The organism is Arthrobacter sp. 2762 (assembly GCF_040548745.1).
GTDB lineage: Bacteria > Actinomycetota > Actinomycetes > Actinomycetales > Micrococcaceae > Arthrobacter.
Map to the genome: position 1 here is coordinate 315,468 of NZ_JBEPSI010000002.1, position 15,070 is coordinate 330,537.

Consider the following 15,070-nt stretch of genomic DNA (forward strand, 5'->3'; position numbering starts at 1 on the left):
GCGAAAGGGCCAAACATGTCCTCCACACCCGTTCACATTGTCATTGCAGGCGCAGGTCCGGCGGCCCAGGCTTTGGTGCGGCGGCTGGCCGGCAGCGGCTCAGGTTTCCGGCAACGCCCCTTTGATGGCACCATCACCGTGCTCAGCAATCGCGACGAATGCCCCGAGGCTCTCCTGGAACTGGCAGAACTGCCGCAGGTCTCGGTCCGGTTCGGGCAGGCCGCAAGTTTCATCGACGCCGAAGCGAAGATCGTCACCACGGTGGACGGCATGGAGTTCTCCTACGATCAGCTCGTGATCGCCACGGGTTCAGCTCCGAGCCTCCCGCCGGTCGCCGGCGCCGAAGCCGGCCTGAGTTACTCCACCATCGACGACGCCGCGAACATCGGTGAAGCGGTCAAGGACGTCACCAGAATCGTTGGCCGGCGGCCGTTGGGAATCCTCGTGGGCAATGGTCCCGCAGCGGGCCAGGCAGAGGCCGTGCTCCGGGCCCGCGGAGTCCGTCCCGTCCGCACCACCCTCCGCCCTGCCGCCGTCGTTCATTCCACTGCAGGTTCCGTCCCGGCCGCCACCGGCATCCTTTTCGAGGACGGCAGCAGCATGAACGGCGACCTCGTGGTCTTCGCCGAGGAGCGTACGGCGCGCAGCGAACTCGCCGAAAGCGCTGGTCTCCTGATTGCGTCCGACGGCGGCATCGCAGTAGGGCGCGACCTCACCACCTCCGTCCCGGGCATCTGGGCGATAGGCGACGCCGCTTCCTGCGACGGTCTCCGACTGGGTCTTCTTCTCTCCGCCGAATCCTCCGCGATGCTGTGCGCCTCGGGGATGCTGTTGGGCGTATGGGGCAGCAACCAGCAGGCCGCGATGGCGGCCTAGCTGCGGCCTCCATCTGCCTACGTGGACAACCCCGACTGGCAGTCGGACCATGTGGCAAGATGGTCCTTTGACGGGCAGTGACAACCCTGCGGCCATCGGGCCGGCCACGCCCGGCACGGAAGGATCCCATGAGCAACGAAGCCGTCGCGCCTGCAAGCATCGCCTCGTACATCGACCACACACTGTTGAAGCCTGAGGCCAGCGAGGCCGAGGTTTTGAAGGTTTGCGCCGAGGCCGTCGAGTACAAATTCAAGTCCGTCTGCGTCAATCCGATCTGGGTCAAGACCGTCACCAAGGCCCTCAAAGGATCCGGAGTACTGACCTGCTCGGTTATTGGGTTCCCGCTGGGCGCCACACCCAGCGACGTCAAGGCGTTCGAAGCCCGCGGGGCGGTGTTGGATGGCGCCGATGAGATCGACATGGTGATTAACATGGCTTCCGCCCGCGCAAATGACAAGGGCGCCTTGGTGGATGACATCACCGCCGTCGCCGAAGCTGTCCACGCCGGCGAAGCGATCCTGAAAGTCATCATCGAGACGTCGATGCTGACCGATGAACAGAAGGTCATTGCCTGCGAAGCGGCCGTGGAGGCAGGGGCTGACTTCGTCAAAACCTCCACCGGATTCAACGGCGGCGGAGCAACCGTTGAAGACGTTGCCTTGATGCGCAAGACCGTTGGGCCCGATGTTGGGGTCAAAGCGTCCGGCGGAGTGCGGTCCCTGGCTGACGCACAGGCTATGATTGCTGCTGGTGCAACACGTATCGGAGCGAGTTCCGGAATAGCCATTGTCAAAGGTGAACAGGGTTCATCGGATTACTGAGGCATCCGCGACCGCCACAGATTTTGAGCCCTGCGGGGCCGAGGAGGAATGAATGTCCAAGAACGCAACAAGCGCCCCCATTGAAAAAGAGAACAACCTCGGCGTAAGCATCGTCCTGTTCCTGATTATGATCGTGCTCTTCCTGGGCGCCATCTACTCCCTGTCATTCCTCAGCCTGGACAACCCGTGGCCGATGGCCGTCTGCCTGGGCCTGTTCGCCCTCGCATTCTGGATTCCGCAGACCATCCTTGGCCGCTCGGACTCAGCTGGCGAAAGCTAAACTTGCACGCAGTTTTTCAATGGCCCGGGCATGTGCCCGGGCCATTGCTTTTGAAGAGGGACTTTAAGTGTTGGGAAGGGCCTAACTTTTCAGGCCGCGAGTCATGACGCCAACTTGGCGCCCGGATCAAGGGGCCTGGATCACACCGCCCAATGCCGCCAGCACTCCGGGCCAATGTTGCTGGGCCAGAGTCCAGCCCGCTGCGCCCATACCCACCATGGCGTATCCACTGACAGGAATCAGCACCAGCCACTCGCGCCGTGATCCGGCCCTTCCCAGCAGCGGAATCGAAAAAGCCCCGTTGGCCCGCCAGATGCCACTGATCAGTGATTTCCGCAGGAATTTAGGTGGCTTGATGACGATCGGCCACAGCAACGGTACGCCACCCACGGTGATCATGTCCCCCACAATGTGGACCACGACGCCCGTCAGCATTGACAGCGGCAACCAACCCCATTGATCCGGTGCGAACCAGGTCACCAGGCCGGCCATCACTACAGCGAACAGCCAGTTGGTGATCCAGCCCGACTTCGGAAACAGGTTCAAAGCCTTGGCTGCCAGGTTGATCATGAACATGCACAGCAAGCCAGCACCGACGGAGAGCTTCCCTGCCGGTGTGACCATCTGAAATTGAGCTGCCATGGCCGCCAGCACTACAAAGGCCGAGGCTCCCAACAGAGAGTGAGTTCCTTGCCGGTGGCCGCCGCTGGCTTTCTCGATTCCCACCGCAATCACATTGGACAGCGGTGGCAGCGAATTCGCTATGGTGCTGTGCCGGTGGTCCCAGTCGCACACCAACGCTGTGCCCGCCGTCGCCATGGCTCCGATCAGGATGCCAGTGGAGTCCAGCGGGTACCAGCCAAAGGCGTAGGGACCGGTCGAGGCAATGGCAATCCACGCCGCGGCTCCTGACGCGGCGTGGTGTCCTCCCATCATTCGGTTAGCCTGCCTTTACGGGTACGTCTGAGAAGATCGCTTCGATCACGTTGTTGGCCCACTGGAGGATCTCGGCGTCCTGAAGATCACGGCCGCCGATCCTGGCCGTTTTGGGCTTGGGGATCAGCACGGCATCCAGCGCAGGCTTGACCTGGGAACCCGGGTACATACGGTTCAGGCGCATGGTTTTGGACTCGGGCAATTGCGCCGGCGAGAAGCGGATGAAGTTGCCTTGAAGCGCGACGTCGGACAGCCCGGCTTCGCGGGCCCCCACCCGGAAGCGGGCCACGGCGATGAGGTTCTGCGCGGGCAGCGGCGGCTCACCATAGCGGTCCACGAGTTCCGCGAGGACCTCATCGATGGCCTCGTTGGTCACAGCGGCAGCCAACTTCCGATAGGCCTCCAGGCGCAGCCTCTCACCGGGCACATAATCATGCGGCAAGTGGGCATTGACGGGCAGTTCAATCTTCATCTCGGCTGCCTTCTCCTCGGCCTCGCCGCGGTACTCGGCGACAGCCTCGCCCACCAGCCGGATGTAAAGGTCGAAGCCCACTCCCTGGATATGGCCGGACTGCTCCCCGCCCAGCAGGTTGCCCGCACCACGGATTTCGAGGTCCTTCATAGCCAACTGCATGCCGGCGCCGAGCTCGTTGTGCGCCGCCACAGCCTTGAGTCGCTCCAGGGCTACCTCGCCCAGGGGCTTTTCCGAGGGATAGAGGAAGTAGGCGTAGGCACGTTCACGGCCACGACCAACACGGCCACGGAGCTGGTGAAGCTGCGACAGTCCGTACTTATCGGCACCGTCAACAATCAATGTGTTGGCGTTGGAGATGTCCAGGCCGGTCTCAATGATGGTGGTGCAGACCAGGACGTCGAACCGTTTCTCCCAGAAGTCCACGATGATCTTCTCAAGGCGGCTCTCGGACATCTGGCCGTGCGCCACTTCCACCCTGGCCTCGGGGACCAGCTCGCGGATCTGCGCTGCAATTCGCTCAATCGAGGACACACGGTTATGCACGAAGAACACCTGCCCTTCGCGCATCAGCTCGCGGCGGATGGCCGCTGATGTCTGCTTGTTCGTGAAGGGACCCACATAGGTGAGTACCGGGTGGCGTTCCTCCGGCGGGGTTGCCAAGGTGGACGTCTCACGGATGCCCGTCAGGGACATTTCCAAGGTACGGGGAATCGGCGTGGCGCTCATGGCCAGGACATCAACGTTGGTACGCATTTTCTTCAGCGCTTCCTTGTGTTCCACACCAAAACGCTGCTCTTCATCCACGATCACCAACCCCAGGTCCTTGAACTCAAAGTCCTTGGACAGCAACCGGTGCGTACCGATCACGACATCGACGGCGCCGCTCTTGACGCCCTCGGCTGTTTCTTTGGCTTCCTTGCCGCTCTGGAACCGCGAAAGGGGCTTTACACGCAGCGGGAATCCGGAGAAACGTTCGGTGAAGGTCTCGTAGTGCTGCTGGGCCAACAGCGTAGTGGGCACCAGGACCGCTACCTGCTTGCCGTCCTGGACAGCTTTGAAGGCCGCTCGGACTGCGATCTCGGTTTTGCCGTAGCCGACGTCGCCGGAGACCAGGCGGTCCATGGGGATTTCCCGCTCCATGTCCGCCTTGACCTCGTTGATGGTGGTCAGCTGGTCGGGGGTCTCCACATACGGGAAGGCTTCCTCGAGCTCGCGCTGCCACGGGGTGTCCGGGGCGAAAGCGTGGCCGCGGGATGCCATCCGGGCCGAGTAGAGCCGGATGAGCTCTCCGGCGATCTCCTTGACGGCTTTGCGTGCCTTGGACTTGGTGCTGGCCCAGTCAGCGCCGCCCATCTTGCTCAAGGCAGGGGTATCCCCGCCGACGTAGCGCGTGACCTGGTCCAGTTGGTCGGTGGGGACAAACAGACGGTCCCCCGGAGCGCCGCGCTTGGATGCCGCATACTCGAGCACAAGGTACTCACGCAGCCCGGCATCGGACGACGACGTACCAGTCACCTTGCGTTGAATAAGCTCCACGAACCGGCCGATTCCGTGCTGCTCGTGGACCACAAAGTCGCCTGCGTGCAATTGCAGCGGGTCCACGGCATTCCGCCGCTTGGATGGCATGCGCCGCATGTCCTTGGTGGAACTGGCGGTGGCGCGGCCCAGCAGGTCCGCTTCGGTCAAGAGGCCCAGTTTGAGCCCGTCCAGGACAAAACCACGCCCGACGGCGGCAGTGGTCACCTCGATGATGCCCGGCTGCGGATCCTTATCCAGCGAGTCCACGCGGGCACAGGGGATGTCGGCGTCGTGGAACAGCTCAACCAGGCGCTGGGCCGGTCCCGGACCGTCCGTAACAACAACCAAGCGCCACTGCTCCCGGACCCGGGAGCCAATGAAGTCCAGCATTTCCGCGACCTCGCCCTGGTAACCACGCGGTTCCCGGGCATGGAGGTTGAGGACGTCGATGTCCAGCACCAGGTCCTCGTCAGTCGCGAGCGAGGTGATGGACCACCAGGACACGCCGTGTTCCAATGCGGCGGATCGGGTGTCTGTCAGAGAACGGAAGCTCGCGGCGTGCAAGTCTGTGGACGCCTGGGAGGACAGATCCAGGGGCGCGGAGCCGCCGTCGGACGCGGTTGACCAAGCAGCTTCCAGGAACTCTTCGTTGGTAGCAGCGAGGTCGTGCGCGCGGGTGCGCACTTTTTCCGGTTCGATGACCACGCTCAGGGACCCGGCCGGAAGCTGGTCCACAAACGGGACCATGGCATCCACCAGCACCGGGGCCAGGGATTCCATGCCTTCAACGGCGATGCCACCGGCGATCTTCTCCAGCATGTCAGCCGCGGCGGGCATATCGGCTTTCAGCTTGGCAGCACGGGACATGACGGAGGGCGTGATCAGGATTTCGCGGCAGGGTGGTGCATGCAGTTCCCTGGGGTGGTGGATCCCGGGTGCGGACAGAGAGCGCTGATCGGCCACGGCGAACCAGCGCATCTGGTCAACTTCATCGCCGAAGAACTCCACACGGATGGGGTGGTCCTCCGTGGGCGGGAAAACGTCCAGGATGCCACCGCGAACCGCGAATTCGCCGCGGTGCGTCACCATGTCAACCCGGGCATAGGCGGCGTCGGAGAGGGCCCGGACAACATCGGTGAACGAGCGTTCCTGGCCTACCTGCAGCGTGACGGGAACGAGGTCGCCCAAACCGGCGACGATCGGCTGGACCACGGCGCGGACCGGAGCAACCACCACACGCAAAGGCGCCGCCGTCGAGGTTTCAGGGTGGGTCAGGCGGCGAAGGACGGAGAGCCTTCGGCCCACGGTGTCCGAACGCGGTGAGAGCCGCTCGTGCGGGAGCGTCTCCCAGCTGGGAAAAGTGGCCACAGAGTCCGCAGGAAGATACGAGGCGAGTGCCGCTGTCAGGTCTTCGGCCTCACGCCCGGTAGCGGTGACCGCCAGGACAACAGGGGCGTCCCCGGCGTCAGCTCCTTGGGCAGCCAGACCGTCGGCCATTTCTGCCAGCAGCACTGCCCGCATCCCGGTGGGGGCGCTGATCTGGTAGTCCGTGCTTCGGGCCGAAAAGGGCCGTTGCGCCTCACTTCGGACGCGCGCAAAAGTCTTGTCCTCCGCCAGTGCGCGGCGCAGACCGTTGAGGCTCATGGCTGAAACTCCTAGGGTGGGTCCAAGGGCAGGCAACACAAATGCCCGGAAATTCGAATGAATGCCGGGTCATTCCAGCCTACCCCTCCCTCCAGCCCAGGAGTTCCTTTGCAGTCATCCCCAAGCCAGTCTTCCAACACCGTCCTCGTCACGGGCGCCACCGGTTACATCGGAGGCCGCCTGGTCCCCCGGCTACTTGAGGCTGGCCACCGTGTGAAGGTGGCGGTCCGCTCCCCACAGAAGATCGCCGACGTTCCCTGGCACGACGACGTCGAAATCATCACGGATTCCCTCTCCGATACCGGAAGCCTGGAGAACGCACTCCAAGGTGTGGATGTGCTCTATTACCTGGTTCACTCCATGGCTTCGGGCAGTGGATTCGAGGCGAAGGAAGAAGCCATGGCCCGGCTCGTGTCAGACGCAGCCACCCGGGCCCACGTCAACAGGATTATCTACCTCGGCGGCCTGCATCCGGAGAACGCAGAGCTCTCCACGCACATGCGTTCCCGCGAGACCGTCGGACGCGTCTTCCTTGAATCCCCGGTGGATTCCATCGTGTTCCAGGCCGGCGTCGTCATCGGTTCGGGTTCGGCGTCGTTCGAAATGATCCGCCACTTGGCCGATACCCTGCCCGTCATGCCGGCACCCAGCTGGGTTAATAACCGCATCGAAGCCATCGCCGTGCGCGATGTGCTGCACTACCTTGTGGCTGCTGCCACGCTCCCGGACGGCTTGAACCGGACGTTCGATATCGGCTCCCGTGACGTCCTGAAGTACAAGGACATGATGAACGAGTACGCCGTGGAACGGGGCCTGCCCCGCCGTTTGGTGATCGCCCTTCCGGTTCCGGCGCCCAAGCTCGCCGGTCTGTGGGTTGCACTGGTCACGCCCATTCCGCTGTCCATGTCCTTGCCGCTGGTGCAGTCACTGCAGCACGACGCAGTGTCGCGGGAGCACGACGTCGATCATTACATTCCACAGCCCGACGGCGGCCTCACTCCCTACCGCCGTGCCGTTGCCTTGGCTTTGGGCAAGGAACGGGACGGGCAGGTGGAGACCACCTGGGCAAATGCCGGAGTCGACGCCGATCCTCTCCCCAGCGATCCCGATTGGGCGGGTTACAAGGTTTTCCTTGACGAACGCACCTTCCACAGCGACGCGAAGCCTGAGCACGTGTGGACGATCATTGAGGGAATCGGCGGCAAGAACGGCTGGTACTCCCTTCCGCTGGCATGGCGTGTGCGTGGATGGCTGGACAAGCTCACCGGCGGGGCGGGCCTGCTCCGGGGCCGGAGGCATCCGAAAAGGCTGGGCAGCGGCGAAGTGGTGGACTGGTGGCGTGTGGAAGCCATAGACCGCGGACATTTGCTGCGTCTCCGGGCTGAGATGCGGGCGCCCGGGCGTGCATGGCTTGAGTTGGCAGTGGAGCCCGACGCCGGCGGGAGCCTTTACAAGCAACGCGCCATCTTCTTTCCACGTGGCCTGGCGGGCAGGCTTTACTGGCTTGGCGTGTACCCGTTCCACGGGATCATCTTCCCGTCGATGGCACGGAACATTTCCGCGGCGGCCTCAGCGATGCAGGAAGCGGACCCACATGAACTTGAACAACAGGCCGGTTCCGGCGTGGCCACGGACACCCCGTAGGATGTTGGGAGCTAAAAGAGCTTCACTACCAACATATCCACGGAGGACCCATGGCCCTGAGTGCATCCACCACCCTGCCGCACAGCGTTGACCGAGTAGCGGCCGTATTTGTCGACGAAGACTTCCTGCGTCACACGAGCGAACTGGTGGGCGGCTCCCTGGAATCGTTCACGATCGACGGCGACCCTGCCGGCGCCTTCAGCACCACCACCGTTCGTACGCTGCCCACTACCCGCTTGCCGGATATCGCCCGCAAGTTCGTGGGCGAGCGCCTGACCGTCACGCAGACCGAGCAGTGGGAGGCACCCGCAGCAGACGGCTCCCGCGCCAGCAAGATTGCCTTGAAAGTCTCCGGTGCCCCGCTTGATGTCACCGCCGTCCAGCGCCTCGTGGCTGAAGGCGCGAACACCCGGATCGAGCTTGAGGGCAACGTTTCCTCCTCCGTTCCGTTCCTCGGCGGCAAGATTGCCGATGCTGCCGAGCCGATGGTTGGCAAGGCCCTGAACATCCAGTCCCAGCAGGCGCAGGCCTGGCTCGAAAGCCACTAGCATGCAGCTCCCTGCCATTCTGGGCTGGGTCCTGATCGTTGCCGGCGTATGGTCGCTGGTTGTATGGCCTCAGTTCCTCAAGCGCGTCATGAAGGACCCCCGTGCCCGCGACGCCGCTGGGAAGGCCACCAGGTTCCTCACTGTCCACGTCGTCCTGGTCACCATTTCCATGGTGCTGGGACTCGCGACGGCGGCCATCGGGATCGCAGGCCTCGTTTCCTAAGTTTTCGCCCAACTGAGTCGCAGCAGTGCGCGTTTTGAGAGCTCATAACGCGCACTGCTGCGACTCAGTTGGGTAGAATGGTCTTTGGTGTGCCGGGAAGTCTGGTCGGCGGTGTCTTTGCGATGCCTGCCCTTTTGACCACTCGACCCACAGGAGCCCCCGTGGCCAAACAACCCCTGACCACCATTGTTTTCAGCCGCTCCAGCTACCCCGAGTACCGCCGGATCCTCTCGATCCTCCGGACAGAGACCGTGGGCGGCGCCCTCCTTTTGGCTGCCACGGTGATTGCGCTGATCTGGGCAAACTCGCCCGCCGCTGACGGTTACTTCGCACTACGCGACCTCAAAATAGGCTATGAACCCTGGCACCTGCAGCTGAGCCTGGGGCATTGGGCCTCCGACGGCCTGCTGGCCGTGTTCTTCTTCCTCGCAGGCCTTGAACTCAAACGGGAGTTCGTCGCCGGGGAACTCCGCAAACCTGCCCGCGCCGTTGTACCCGTGGCCGCGGCCGTCGGTGGAGTTGTCATCCCCGCCCTGATCTACGTCCTCTTCAACCTCGGCTCCGCCTCGGAGACACTCAAAGGCTGGGCCATTCCCACGGCTACGGACATCGCGTTTGCCCTGGCCGTCCTTGCCGTGATCAACACGCACCTTCCCGCTGCCCTGCGGACCTTCCTGCTGACCCTCGCGGTAGTGGACGACCTCATCGCCATCGGCATCATCGCTTTCTTCTACTCCACCAGTATCCAGCCGCTCATGCTCCTGGCCGCCTTGGTGCCGCTGGCCCTGTTCACGTTCCTGGTCCAGAAGAGGGTCCGCAGCTGGTACGTCCTGCTCCCCCTTGCCCTGGCCACGTGGGGTTTCGTCCATGCCTCCGGTATCCACGCCACCGTGGCCGGGGTGCTGCTGGGCTTTGCGGTTCCGGTCTTCAACAGCGGAAGAAAGGGTGAGCCCGCCCAAGGGCTCGCTGAGCACTTCGAACACCGGCTGCGCCCCTTCTCGGCGGGATTTGCCGTACCTGTCTTCGCCTTTTTCTCCGCAGGAGTGGCGCTGGGCGGGTTCGACGGCATGCGGGCAGCGCTCAGTGATCCGGTGGCCGTGGGAATAGTTGCGGCGTTGGTGCTGGGCAAGGCCGTTGGCGTCTTTGGCACCACGTTCCTGGTGACCAAAACCACCCGTGCGAGCCTGGATTCCAGCATTGCGTGGATCGACCTCTTTGGGCTGGCGTTGCTGGCCGGGATCGGATTCACCGTCTCCCTGTTGATCGGCGAGCTAAGTTTCGGCGCAGGGTCTGCACACAACGATCACGCCAAGGTTGCCATCCTGGCCGGTTCCCTGATCGCGGCGCTGCTGGCCGCCGTCGTGCTCAGGGCCCGGAACCGGCGGTACCGTCTGGTTCAGGCAGAAGAACAACGGGACGACGACGGCGACGGCGTGCCTGACGTCTTCAGCCGCGCCTAGCGCCGGGCTGCCCTGCGACTGCTAGGCGGGCTGCCCTGCGGCTGCTAGGCCGTTGCCTGGTTCAGCGCGTCCTCTGCAGCAACCCACGAAATCATGGCGCATTTAACCCGGGCGGCGTAGCGGGCCACTCCTTCGAACGCGGCAGCGTCTCCCAGAATCTCTGGATCCGCCTGCACCTTTCCACGCGAGCGGAGGACTTCACGGAAGTTATCGATCATGGCGTGCAGTTCCTCTACCGACATTCCCTCGCCAAGGTCGGTCAACACCGAGGCCGACGCCATGGAGATGGAACAGCCCGCACCGTCCCAGCTGATCTGCTTGACCGTTCCATCGGCAACAGCCAAGCGGAGGGTCACCTCGTCCCCACAGACCGGGTTGAGCTGGTGGGATTGCCCGGTTGATGCGCCCGTTGGGGCTTCCGTGTCCGCGAGCCCGCTGCCGTGCCGCTGCTTGGAGTGGTCCAGGATGATCTGCTGGTACAGCTGGTCAAGACTCATGGTGCTGGTTACCCGTTCGTGGAAGTTTGTGGGGAGCGGCTGCAATGTGGCCGCGTGGGTCAGGCCTGGAAATAGGCCCGAACGCCAGACACGGCGTCAAGGAAGGCATCGACGTCGTCTGTGGTGTTGTAAAGATACGTGCTTGCCCGGGTAGTAGCAGTCAGACCCAAGCGGCGGTGCAGCGGCTGGGCGCAATGGTGGCCGACGCGGACGGCGATGCCGCGATCGTCAAGGAACTGGCCGACGTCGTGGGCATGGACACCGGCGACGTCGAAAGCTGCCAGCCCGATGCGTTCGGCCCCAGAGGCAGGACCCACTACACGGATGCCGTCGATGCCCTCAAGTCCCTTGACCAGGCGCTGACCCAACGTGGCTTCCCAGGCATGGATACGGTCGATCCCGGTTTCGGACAAGTAGTTGATGGCAGTGGCAAGGGCAACCGCTTGGGAGATGCGCTGGGTTCCGGCTTCGAAGCGCTGCGGAGCAGGCAAGTACTCGGCGCGCTCCATAGTGACCGTAGTGATCATGGAGCCACCTGTGAGGAACGGCGGGAGGACGTCCAGGAGTTCCTGCTTGCCATACAGGACGCCCACACCCGTGGGAGCCAGCATCTTATGGCCCGAGAACACCGCGAAGTCAACGTCCAGGTCCTTGACGTCAATGGGCATGTGAGGAACTGACTGGCAAGCATCCAGAACCACCAACGCACCCACGCGTCGGGCGAGAGCCACGAGTTCGGCAACCGGGTTGATGGTGCCCAGGACGTTGGAGGCATGAGTGAAACCCAGCAAGCGGGTCCGCTCCCCCACGATCTCTTCCGCGGCATCCAGGCGAAGGCTGCCATCATCGGTGATGGGAATGTACTTGAGCGTGGCTCCGGTCCGGAACGCGAGCTCCTGCCAGGGGATCAGGTTAGCGTGGTGCTCCATCTCCGTGACCACGATTTCGTCCCCGGGGCCGATGGCCAGCTCCTTCAACGCCGAACTGCCACGGCCCTGCGCAGCCCACAAAGCGGCGTTGGACAACGCATAGCTGATGAGGTTCAGGCCCTCCGTGGCGTTGGAGGTCCACACGGTTTCCTCGTACTGGGCACCAATGAAGTCCGCGACAGTTTGGCGGGCGTCCTCAAAGACCTCAGTCGCGCTCACCGCAAGTTGGTGTGCGCCACGGTGTACCGCGGCATTGCGTTGCTCGTAGAACTCCTGCTCGGCCTCGATCACGCTCAAGGGGTTCTGCGACGTGGCCCCGGAATCGAGATAGATCAACGGCTTGCCGTTGACCAGTTGATCCAGGACGGGGAAGTCGTTCCGGATCCGCAACACCTCCGCATTGTCCATGGCAGGAACCACGGACTGCTGCAGTGAGGCGGGAGTTGATACGACTGTCAAGGGGCGCTCCTTGGAAATCCTTCAGGGACACTCAATTATCCCACGGCGCGACGCCTCCGGAGATGTGCCGTACAGCACGTCAGTGTCCTGCAGTACGTCAGTGACCCGCAGTACCGGGCAGCCATCCCAGCGGCGGAGCAACATCGCTGTCGAAAGCCCCGTGCAGCCGCTCCATCAGGGTCCAGGCGCGGCGGCTCGCCGCGCTGCGGGTCCTTGCTTCATAGCCACTGGCCGCCCGGGCATAACAGAGGGCCGCCTGTGCGAATTGCCGGTCCCCGGAAAGGCTCTTGCCAGCAGATTCAAGCAATTTAGGGTCATTACCCAGCAAAGCCGATGCGAAAGTTCCCGTCGCCGCAGCGCCAGCGCCCCGCAACGAGTCGGCAAGCTCACTAAGGCGGCGCTGCACAACAAGGTCCTCGACGGCGGACCTGCTTGCGTTGAGCATCATGAGGGTCAACGACTCGGCTTCCATCAAAGGACCGTGCTGGTCGTGGAATGCCTCGGCTACCGCAAACAAGTGGCCGGGCTTGAGCGAAACCTTGTCCTGGGCTGCCGCCACGAACAGGGCGCTTAGCTGGGGCAACAAGCCTATGTCAGACAGGCCGGCAGGGATTTCGCCGGCTGCGTCCTTCGCCGCCACCAAGCTCTGCTGCACCCTTGCTATGGCCTGCTCCGAATCACCGCACATCGCCGCGGAGTACGCCAGCATCGCCGATGCCAGCTGCAGAACCGGCGGCAGGCCGGCGTCGTGCAGTTCAGCCACAACGGGTTCCAGCGTACGCAAGGCGGCACGGGGAAGACCCTGGCTGAGCTGCGCATATCCCCGCGCTACGTCCAGGCACCAGGCCAGGTGCGCTGGCACCGCGTAGGCCCAGGGGCAATCCAGGAGGGCGTCCACCTGGCTCCATGACAGGTTATGCCGCAGGCAGACCACGTGGCGGAGCAGGACACCTGGCCGGAACATCTCCAGCGCGGGGTCGGAGCCCATGGCGGCCATGGCCGCGGAAGACCTTTCCAGCGCTTCGGGAGCGTCTCCGGAAAGCAGGAGTTGTTCGGCCTTGTGGACATTCCACATAACCCGTGCGGCTGGATCCGACGGTTCCTCCGGCCCCTGCGCCCCGCCGTCGGGCCTTGGCGGCATGGGTGAGGCAGCCCCCAGGAGGCTCAATGCCATCAACCGACGTGCAGCCTCGGCCTGCACCTCCGCCTGCGATCCTGTGCCCACCAACTCGCGCAACTCCGGTGCTGCTTCCTTGATCTGGCCCTCGGCAATGAGTGCCCTGGCACGCAGCATCCTGGCTTCATCCCGGTGCCCTGGACCGTTGATGCCCACGGAAGCCCTGATGGCCAGCTCAGCGGTGGACGGTTTGTCAGCGGCGGGCGCTGCGGCCAGGATGAGTTCGTCGGAGAGGCTCAGCCCGCAATCGAGGGTCCACGTCATCCACCGCAGCATGGCGGGTGCGGAATCCGCCGTGAGTCCCGGCTCCTCGATGCCAAGCCGGAGCGCCGTGCTGCGCGAGCGGGGAACCGACAGCCGGATGCCCTCGCCCCTCAGCCATGAACTCGTACGGACAAGCGGCGGCCTTCCGGGCACCACCCTGATGTGGTGTGCGTCAAGAAGGTGTTCCACGGCCTTCTGGCCGAAGCTGTGCTCAACAACATCCAGGGCCAGAGGCTCGGCGAGCGCAATAACCTCCAACGCCTTCAGTTCTTCAGCAGCATGGTGGGAGATCTCGGCCCGGACATGCTCAACCACCCCGGGCCATTGGCAATGTGCCCGTACGTCGATGGTCCAGTAACCGTCGCGCTGCACCAGGAGGTGGGCGTTGCGGGCATCCTGGATCGCGAGGCAAAGGAGTCCCACGTTGAACCCGCACATCGCCGCCAGAAGACTGCTGGCGCGTCTTTGAACCTTTCCGCCCAGTACGTCCTCGCACAGAGCCTGTGCCTCACTGAACGTAAAGGGAGCCAGGAAGTACTGCTCCAGGAAGCCGTCTTCCCACAACTGGTACAGATCCGGCGGAAGCGGGCGGCGGCTGTCGGCCGTAGCTACCAAGGTGGCTCCGAATCCCGGCATCAGCTGCAGCAAAACCGCCAGGGACGCAGGGTCGACGAAGTGGATGTCGTCCACGAGGAGGACCAGTGGAGGCCGTTGAGGTTCGGGGTGGCGCTTGCTTCGACGCCGTGCAACCGGTGGTGTGTACAGGTATTCTGCTGGACCGAGGCTTTGGGTGAGCGCCCGCAGGACATGAAGTCCCGGGAGGGCCGTTTGTTCGCCTGAGGACTCTACTGCGGCGCTCAACGCACCATAGACGGTTGTCTGGAGTTCCGGTTTGCCGGCGAAAGTGCGGACGTCCATGGAGTCCGGTAGTCCTGCTTTGATGGAGAGCAACAAATGGCTCTTTCCAGATCCCCTGTCGCCGATCACAACTATGCCGTTGGTGGAAGGAGAGGGTACTGCCGCGAGGATCAGATCCAGGATCTGCTTCCGGTCCGGGAATGTTGACGGCCTCAGCCCGACTGTGACACTGTCTTCGTCCAGCCAGGGGTCCGGCAACATGCACACTCCAATAGCAGCAGTCCCTTGGTCCGGGAGAATTTAGGCTTCCGCGATTTTGCGGGATCCCTGGCCTAGAAGCCGGCGACGGCTGGGGGGAGAGTCTCGGTCTCAGAAGACTCTGTCGCCGCCGGCTTCGTCCAGGGCCGGACCGCCTCTCGGCGGCCGGAGCATCGGCTCAAAGAGACCACCGATGCGGTATT

Annotated in this window: 12 protein-coding genes; 7 read left to right on the forward strand and 5 right to left on the reverse strand. The window is 63.6% G+C overall.

Annotated elements, in window-relative coordinates:
- The first annotated feature begins 15 nt into the window (after window positions 1-15).
- The 3 genes from ABIE18_RS05435 (at window position 16) to ABIE18_RS05445 (ending at window position 1,977) form a co-directional block, all read left to right on the forward strand.
- Complete coding sequence (locus ABIE18_RS05435) at window positions 16-876, forward strand: FAD-dependent oxidoreductase (protein ID WP_499721648.1); 861 nt, start codon at window positions 16-18, stop codon at window positions 874-876.
- A 128-nt stretch (window positions 877-1,004) separates the two neighbouring features.
- Window positions 1,005-1,697, forward strand: coding sequence for a deoxyribose-phosphate aldolase (gene deoC / locus ABIE18_RS05440; protein WP_499721649.1), 693 nt, complete (start codon window positions 1,005-1,007; stop codon window positions 1,695-1,697).
- Window positions 1,698-1,749: 52 nt separating this feature from the next.
- On the forward strand, window positions 1,750-1,977 hold the full coding sequence (locus tag ABIE18_RS05445; RefSeq protein WP_499721650.1) for a hypothetical protein: 228 nt from the start codon (window positions 1,750-1,752) through the stop codon (window positions 1,975-1,977).
- 126 nt (window positions 1,978-2,103) lie between these two features.
- Here the strand turns inward: ABIE18_RS05445 and ABIE18_RS05450 are convergent, their stop codons facing one another.
- Window positions 2,104-2,913 (reverse strand): metal-dependent hydrolase, encoded by an 810-nt coding sequence (locus ABIE18_RS05450; RefSeq protein ID WP_499721651.1) that lies wholly within the window; start codon window positions 2,911-2,913, stop codon window positions 2,104-2,106.
- A gap of 4 nt (window positions 2,914-2,917) precedes the next feature.
- Window positions 2,918-6,550, reverse strand: a complete 3,633-nt coding sequence (gene mfd / locus ABIE18_RS05455; RefSeq protein ID WP_499721652.1) for a transcription-repair coupling factor — start codon at window positions 6,548-6,550, stop codon at window positions 2,918-2,920.
- 57 nt (window positions 6,551-6,607) lie between these two features.
- Here mfd and ABIE18_RS05460 point away from each other — a divergent pair, with 57 nt between their 5' ends.
- From ABIE18_RS05460 to nhaA, 4 genes are all read left to right on the forward strand, one after another.
- The gene (locus ABIE18_RS05460; RefSeq protein WP_499721653.1) at window positions 6,608-8,194 is read left to right on the forward strand and encodes an SDR family oxidoreductase; all 1,587 of its coding nucleotides are present in this window, start codon (window positions 6,608-6,610) and stop codon (window positions 8,192-8,194) included.
- A 50-nt stretch (window positions 8,195-8,244) separates the two neighbouring features.
- The gene (locus tag ABIE18_RS05465) at window positions 8,245-8,742 is read left to right on the forward strand and encodes a DUF2505 domain-containing protein (protein WP_431119148.1); all 498 of its coding nucleotides are present in this window, start codon (window positions 8,245-8,247) and stop codon (window positions 8,740-8,742) included.
- A gap of 1 nt (window position 8,743) precedes the next feature.
- Window positions 8,744-8,965 (forward strand): SCO4848 family membrane protein, encoded by a 222-nt coding sequence (locus ABIE18_RS05470; protein WP_477513770.1) that lies wholly within the window; start codon window positions 8,744-8,746, stop codon window positions 8,963-8,965.
- Window positions 8,966-9,087: 122 nt separating this feature from the next.
- Window positions 9,088-10,425 (forward strand): Na+/H+ antiporter NhaA, encoded by a 1,338-nt coding sequence (gene nhaA / locus ABIE18_RS05475; RefSeq protein WP_499721873.1) that lies wholly within the window; start codon window positions 9,088-9,090, stop codon window positions 10,423-10,425.
- Window positions 10,426-10,469: 44 nt separating this feature from the next.
- Here the strand turns inward: nhaA and sufU are convergent, their stop codons facing one another.
- The 3 genes from sufU to ABIE18_RS05490 all read right to left on the reverse strand — a co-directional run bounded on the left by sufU (window position 10,470) and on the right by ABIE18_RS05490 (window position 14,870).
- Window positions 10,470-10,922, reverse strand: coding sequence for a Fe-S cluster assembly sulfur transfer protein SufU (gene sufU / locus ABIE18_RS05480; protein ID WP_499721654.1), 453 nt, complete (start codon window positions 10,920-10,922; stop codon window positions 10,470-10,472).
- A 59-nt stretch (window positions 10,923-10,981) separates the two neighbouring features.
- Window positions 10,982-12,310 (reverse strand): cysteine desulfurase, encoded by a 1,329-nt coding sequence (locus ABIE18_RS05485; RefSeq protein WP_499721656.1) that lies wholly within the window; start codon window positions 12,308-12,310, stop codon window positions 10,982-10,984.
- A 97-nt stretch (window positions 12,311-12,407) separates the two neighbouring features.
- Window positions 12,408-14,870 (reverse strand): ATP-binding protein, encoded by a 2,463-nt coding sequence (locus ABIE18_RS05490; protein WP_499721657.1) that lies wholly within the window; start codon window positions 14,868-14,870, stop codon window positions 12,408-12,410.
- Window positions 14,871-15,070 lie beyond the last annotated feature (200 nt).

Coding starts and splice junctions, on each gene's coding strand:
- ABIE18_RS05435 (WP_499721648.1), top strand. CDS start 16: ATGTCCTCCACACCCGTTCACATTGTCATTGCAGGCGCAGGTCCGGCG.
- deoC (WP_499721649.1), top strand. CDS start 1,005: ATGAGCAACGAAGCCGTCGCGCCTGCAAGCATCGCCTCGTACATCGAC.
- ABIE18_RS05445 (WP_499721650.1), top strand. CDS start 1,750: ATGTCCAAGAACGCAACAAGCGCCCCCATTGAAAAAGAGAACAACCTC.
- ABIE18_RS05450 (WP_499721651.1), bottom strand. CDS start 2,913: ATGATGGGAGGACACCACGCCGCGTCAGGAGCCGCGGCGTGGATTGCC.
- mfd (WP_499721652.1), bottom strand. CDS start 6,550: ATGAGCCTCAACGGTCTGCGCCGCGCACTGGCGGAGGACAAGACTTTT.
- ABIE18_RS05460 (WP_499721653.1), top strand. CDS start 6,608: ATGAATGCCGGGTCATTCCAGCCTACCCCTCCCTCCAGCCCAGGAGTT.
- ABIE18_RS05465 (WP_431119148.1), top strand. CDS start 8,245: ATGGCCCTGAGTGCATCCACCACCCTGCCGCACAGCGTTGACCGAGTA.
- ABIE18_RS05470 (WP_477513770.1), top strand. CDS start 8,744: ATGCAGCTCCCTGCCATTCTGGGCTGGGTCCTGATCGTTGCCGGCGTA.
- nhaA (WP_499721873.1), top strand. CDS start 9,088: ATGCCTGCCCTTTTGACCACTCGACCCACAGGAGCCCCCGTGGCCAAA.
- sufU (WP_499721654.1), bottom strand. CDS start 10,922: ATGAGTCTTGACCAGCTGTACCAGCAGATCATCCTGGACCACTCCAAG.
- ABIE18_RS05490 (WP_499721657.1), bottom strand. CDS start 14,870: ATGTTGCCGGACCCCTGGCTGGACGAAGACAGTGTCACAGTCGGGCTG.